At 47.7% G+C, this 4,811-nt stretch carries 7 protein-coding genes; 1 reads left to right on the top strand and 6 read right to left on the bottom strand.

From position 1 onward, the window contains the following. Positions 1 to 92, top strand: a 92-nt coding sequence (locus tag ACERC7_RS10420) for an IS3 family transposase (protein WP_373660429.1), incomplete at its 5' end; no start/stop codon positions are given. A 253-nt stretch (positions 93 to 345) separates the two neighbouring features. Here ACERC7_RS10420 and ACERC7_RS10425 read toward each other — a convergent pair. From ACERC7_RS10425 to ACERC7_RS10450, 6 genes are all read right to left on the bottom strand, one after another. Continuing rightward, positions 346 to 1,353, bottom strand: coding sequence for a GtrA family protein (locus ACERC7_RS10425; protein WP_373666884.1), 1,008 nt, complete (start codon positions 1,351 to 1,353; stop codon positions 346 to 348). Positions 1,354 to 1,365: 12 nt separating this feature from the next. Continuing rightward, positions 1,366 to 1,704 carry a hypothetical protein gene (locus ACERC7_RS10430; protein WP_373666885.1) on the bottom strand — a complete coding sequence of 113 codons (339 nt, stop codon included), beginning with the start codon at positions 1,702 to 1,704 and terminating at the stop codon, positions 1,366 to 1,368. A gap of 25 nt (positions 1,705 to 1,729) precedes the next feature. Further along, the gene (locus ACERC7_RS10435) at positions 1,730 to 2,677 is read right to left on the bottom strand and encodes a phosphodiester glycosidase family protein (RefSeq protein WP_373666886.1); all 948 of its coding nucleotides are present in this window, start codon (positions 2,675 to 2,677) and stop codon (positions 1,730 to 1,732) included. A gap of 142 nt (positions 2,678 to 2,819) precedes the next feature. Further along, positions 2,820 to 3,242: a GNAT family N-acetyltransferase gene (locus ACERC7_RS10440; protein ID WP_373666887.1), complete on the bottom strand. Its 423-nt coding sequence runs from the start codon at positions 3,240 to 3,242 to the stop codon at positions 2,820 to 2,822. A 151-nt stretch (positions 3,243 to 3,393) separates the two neighbouring features. Then, positions 3,394 to 4,290, bottom strand: coding sequence for a GTPase Era (gene era, locus ACERC7_RS10445; RefSeq protein ID WP_373659677.1), 897 nt, complete (start codon positions 4,288 to 4,290; stop codon positions 3,394 to 3,396). A gap of 153 nt (positions 4,291 to 4,443) precedes the next feature. Then, positions 4,444 to 4,767, bottom strand: a complete 324-nt coding sequence (locus tag ACERC7_RS10450; RefSeq protein WP_373659676.1) for an NUDIX domain-containing protein — start codon at positions 4,765 to 4,767, stop codon at positions 4,444 to 4,446. Between the last annotated feature and the right edge of the window lie 44 nt (positions 4,768 to 4,811).

Here is a 4,811-nt window from a genome sequence, read left to right on the forward strand (position 1 = left end):
GCGATTATATTTTTTACTACAATAACAAACGAATCAAAACAAAATTAAAAGGACTTAGTCCTGTGCAATACAGAATTAAATCCTTTCAATAATATTTCTTGTCCAACTTTTGGGGGTCAGTACACAAATGCTGAGGCTTTTTTTGCGTGGTTGCCAAATCACGTCCTGGCCAGTGGCACTTAATCATCGGATTCTACCATTCCGTTTTTACGTTGTAGTGGCATACCTGTTCTTTCTGAGACATCCTCGATTTTTCTTGAGAAAACCTTATAATCAGCACGATAGCCTAGCTTAAGCATCACAACCTAGCTTGAGCAACAATCACTAGCAAGACCTGTTAATCCTTTACCCAAATACCAGCCCCTGCTGGACACGGTAACTGACCAAAAACAGCACAACTTCGGTGAACACTTTTGCCAGCACCAAGCCAAGCCCTAGACTGACCAGAGCTTGCAGGAGCAAGGCGTTGCAGGCAAGGAGGGTGATGACCAAAAGACCATACCGCAGGAGTGAGGTGACTGTCCGTTTGTTCTGGTGAAAGACCAGCTTGGCATTGAGCAGGTACTGGAGACCTGCGCTAAGAAGGCGAGCCACAATGACAGAGAGCAAGAGATTTTGGGTCAAAGTCATCATAACCACCAACAAACCCATATCCAACAAGGCTGCCGCACCACTACTCGCTAAAAATGTGACAAATGGTGCATAAATCCGCAGGGAATCTCGAATCGGTCTGAAATGCGAGGACTTATTTTCTTCGATGTAGATGGTTTGAATGGGTTCTTCAACAAGCGTAAAACCAGCACACTTACTGTCCAGAAGCATATTGAACCCATATTCAAAGCGCTCGCCAGACAGGCTGAGTAACCAGTCCAAGTGTTGGGTCGAAAAACCACGTAAGCCCGTCTGGGTGTCGGTTACTGGCTGACCTGTTGCCAGACGAAAGAGCACTGCAGTAACCTTATTGCCAAAACGGCTTCTGGCAGGCACCTTGCCAACAAAGCTCCGAGCCCCTAAGACCAGACGCTCTGGTTCTGCCTGCATCCGCACAGCCACCCGTGCGATGTCCTCAACCAAGTGCTGACCATCGCTGTCTGCGGTGACAATCACCGTCTCCTGCTCTGCCATGTTCCTAATATAGGCAAAGCCAGTCTTGAGCGTCGCCCCCTTGCCGCGGTTGACCGCATGGGTCAGAACCGTTGCCCCAAGGCCCTTAACCGCCTCAAAATAAGGCGCATAGGCAGGGCCACTGCCGTCATCAACAACCAACACTTGAGCAACCGTGTGGTGAACAATCGCTTGAGCAATACCGACAAGCTTCTCGTCGGGTTCATAAGCGGGAATGAGGATAATCATAGGCGTTTCTCCTTATCTTTTGGGAAATAGGTGACCAGCCACCAAGCTAAGGGCAAGAAAGGCGAGACCCGCCCACCAGTAGGGGGTGTCGATGGTCGTTGACCGCCCAGATATCTCGACGATGCCCTTGACCAGACAAGTGCTGATGGTGATGGCTAGACTAGAATTGAAGAGACTAACAGCTGCACGGTTGCGCAACCATGCCAGGCCTAGAGCTGACAGAAGGTAAAGTCCTGCCCCAATCAGCGGTATGACAAACATGAACCGCATATAGAGCGAACTCTCTCCGTAGCTGAAACTCTCGTAAATCTGATTAAATAAGATGAGGAAAAGACTAAGAAAGGTTAACATCACCATGCTTTTCCGCTGTGTTTGTCTAGTAACCGATGTAAACAATATCACTCACCTCCCTTTCTTTAATTGTGTTGCCATTGGTGGTCGGTTTGTTGACCACCTGACCGTTGAAGTACGTGGTAGACGAGCCACCGCCGTCTAGGTTATAGGCTAAATCAGCGCCATAACTCTGCATGACCTCAGCCAGTTCATAGAGGGTCAGACCAGAGCTCTCATCGCTGCGACCGTCAGAGACGACGATGAGATAGTGAAGAGAGCCGTCCTCTTCCTCGATAATTCCAATAGCTGTCCGAGGATTATCTGCCATGGCACGACCAACCTCGTCAGTTGTCGACACAGCAATGTCACCATCCTTAACCAAGGTTGGTCCAAAGGTAAAGGTATTGACCACACCACTGTCCAATAAGGCTTGCGCCGTCGTGTCACTCTCTGAAATCACATCAAGCGTGCCATCGGCATACTGCACCAAATCCTCATAGTCACTGCTTCTAGCCACATCACGGTAGAGTACCCCATTTTTGATGACATAGCCCGTCTGGTTTGCCCCGTAGTAGTCTCCATTGATGGCAAAGATGCCCTTGTTTGCCGCTGCCGTGCTAGAGGTCGTCGCGGTGATGTTGGTCCCATAGGTATCCTGCGCCAGCGCCGTCCTGAGCAAGCTCGGATCACTGATTCGCACATCCGCCACATAAATGGTCGTGTCACTCTGACGAATGGTCTCAATGGCTATGGCGATATTATCGTCTGTGTAGCTGCTATCGGTCACTGTTGCTGTGCCTGCGGCCATAGCAGAGCTACCAGTTGTTGTTCCAGTGCTGGAGCTGATGGGCGTTGCCTGCACTTGACCGGTCTCTGCGACACTGACCACCGCTGTTGGCAGAACAAAAGTTTTTAGAAGACTATAGGCATTTGCCGTCAGCAAGACACTGGAAAATAAAATCGTATAGGCATGTTTTTTGATTTGTTTCATTAAGCAGTCCCCTTCTTTTTGATTGCCCTAGTTTACGTCGCTAGGTTAAAAGAAAACTTAAAGAATTCTTTATAAAATCTTAAATTTCTGTTTTTTCAGACAAATATGGGTTTTATCCAATAAAAAAAGAGGACTATCGTCCTCAGCAGTCCTGTATGACATTCACTGTTCGGCTGACTTCCTGAAAGCCGAGTGCTTGATGGCAAAAATGACTCGCTTGGTTGTCTAGGGCATAATTAGAGGCAATCTGGCTCAATCCCTGTCCTTTTGCCCACTCTTTCGCAAAAGTAACCAGTTTTCTAGCCAATCCTTGGCGACGATAACTGGGTAAGACAAACACTCCTTCTAAGAATGCAACAGGAGAGCCTTTCGTCCCTTCGACATAGTCATATCTGGTGGATAAGCTGATAAAGGCGACAGCTCTGCCATCGTCCCAAAAAAGAAACTCATACGGGAATCGACCAGCTAAAAAGTCTGCCACCAAGTCCTGAGGCTCAGGCGACCACAACTGGCTGGCGAGGTCTGCCCAATGCGTTACCGTATTTGAGGTAACAGGTTCAATCATCAGTCACTCCTCCCCATTCCTTTGCTTGTGTTAAAAAGTTTACTGAACCTCATTGCACTTTTTTTCAGGCGATGACCCTAAACTCCCCATTAGGGAAGCCTCGCCCTTGCGTCTCTAGGCTCGGGTTAAAATAGCCTATCCGTAAGCTATTTTAATACTCTTTCTCATTGTAGCCAAAATCTGCCAAGTCCAGCTTCTTGTCTCGCCAATTTTTCTTGACTTTGACCCAGATTTCGAGGAAGACCTTGTCGCCTAGCATGAGTTCGATGTCACGGCGGGCAAGGGAGCCGATTTTTTTCAGCATGGCACCACCTTTTCCGATGACAATCCCTTTTTGGCTGTCACGCTCAACCATAATGGTCGCTTGAATATGAACCTTGTCGGTCTCCTCATCTCGCTTCATTGACTCGATGACCACCGCTACCGAATGCGGAATCTCTTCGCGGGTCAAATGCAAGACCTTCTCTCGAATCATCTCCGACACCAAGAACCGCTCGGGATGGTCAGTTATCTGATCTTCTGGGAAATACTGGAAACCCTCTTCCAGATTGTCCTTGAGAATCTCCATCAGGCGGTTGATATTGTTCCCCTGAGTAGCTGAAATCGGCACAATTTCCTTGAAGTCCATCTGACTTCTGAAGTCATCAATCTGCTCCAAGAGCTGGTCAGGGTGCACCTTGTCGATCTTGTTAATCACCAAAATCACAGGGATATTGGCCTTTTTCAAGCGCTCGATAATCATGTCATCGCCCTTGCCTCGCTTCTCATCAGCAGGTACCATAAAGAGCACCGTCTCCACCTCACGCAGGGTCGAGTAGGCCGCATCTACCATAAAATCCCCCAGAGCCGTCTTGGGCTTATGAATCCCTGGCGTGTCGATAAAGACAATTTGCTCCGTCTCAGTCGTGTAAATACCCATAATCTTGTTACGGGTCGTCTGCGCCTTATCGCTCATGATGGCAATTTTTTGCCCCATCACATAATTCAAAAAGGTTGATTTGCCGACGTTTGGTCGACCTAAAATCGCTACAAAGCCTGATTTAAACATAACTTAAGATACAAAGGACGTCAAAAGCCAAGTCAAAATAGGGAATGATCCGAAAATCCTGATTTTCGAGGTCGTTCATCTTTTTGACACAGCTTTTAGTCCGTGTTCAGTTGGAACACAAACCCGTCCCACTCCTTTCATTTTCTATTACTTTTAGTGTCCCATGGCAAAGCTGCCAGACACACATTCTTCAATCATCAAACGGTGGCTGTCAAAAGCCAATGCCAACTGGTCAATCTCCTCTTTTGTGAAAAAACGTAACTCTAGACTTTCATCATCACGGTGAGTGCTAATGTCATAGCTCTCTTCTGCTACCATTTCATAGATAAAGGTGATGGATTGGCAAATATCGCCGTTAGGATAATGATGCTCGCTGTTCGTGTAGACATTAAGCAAACGTTTGGCAGCCACCTTAATGCCTGTCTCCTCAGCAAACTCACGAATGGCTGTTTCCAGAGAGATTTCACCGAGTTCCATAGCGCTCCCCCCCCCCCCTCCTCCTCCCTCTTATGTCAAGTAAC

Origin of the sequence: Streptococcus sp. E17BB (genome assembly GCF_041807725.1) — a bacterium.
Taxonomy (GTDB): domain Bacteria; phylum Bacillota; class Bacilli; order Lactobacillales; family Streptococcaceae; genus Streptococcus; species Streptococcus entericus.

Bases quoted from the DNA above. Each gene is read 5' to 3' on its own strand.
- ACERC7_RS10425 (WP_373666884.1), bottom strand. From the start codon at position 1,353: ATGATTATCCTCATTCCCGCTTATGAACCCGACGAGAAGCTTGTCGGT.
- ACERC7_RS10430 (WP_373666885.1), bottom strand. From the start codon at position 1,704: ATGTTAACCTTTCTTAGTCTTTTCCTCATCTTATTTAATCAGATTTAC.
- ACERC7_RS10435 (WP_373666886.1), bottom strand. From the start codon at position 2,677: ATGAAACAAATCAAAAAACATGCCTATACGATTTTATTTTCCAGTGTC.
- ACERC7_RS10440 (WP_373666887.1), bottom strand. From the start codon at position 3,242: ATGATTGAACCTGTTACCTCAAATACGGTAACGCATTGGGCAGACCTC.
- era (WP_373659677.1), bottom strand. From the start codon at position 4,290: ATGTTTAAATCAGGCTTTGTAGCGATTTTAGGTCGACCAAACGTCGGC.
- ACERC7_RS10450 (WP_373659676.1), bottom strand. From the start codon at position 4,767: ATGGAACTCGGTGAAATCTCTCTGGAAACAGCCATTCGTGAGTTTGCT.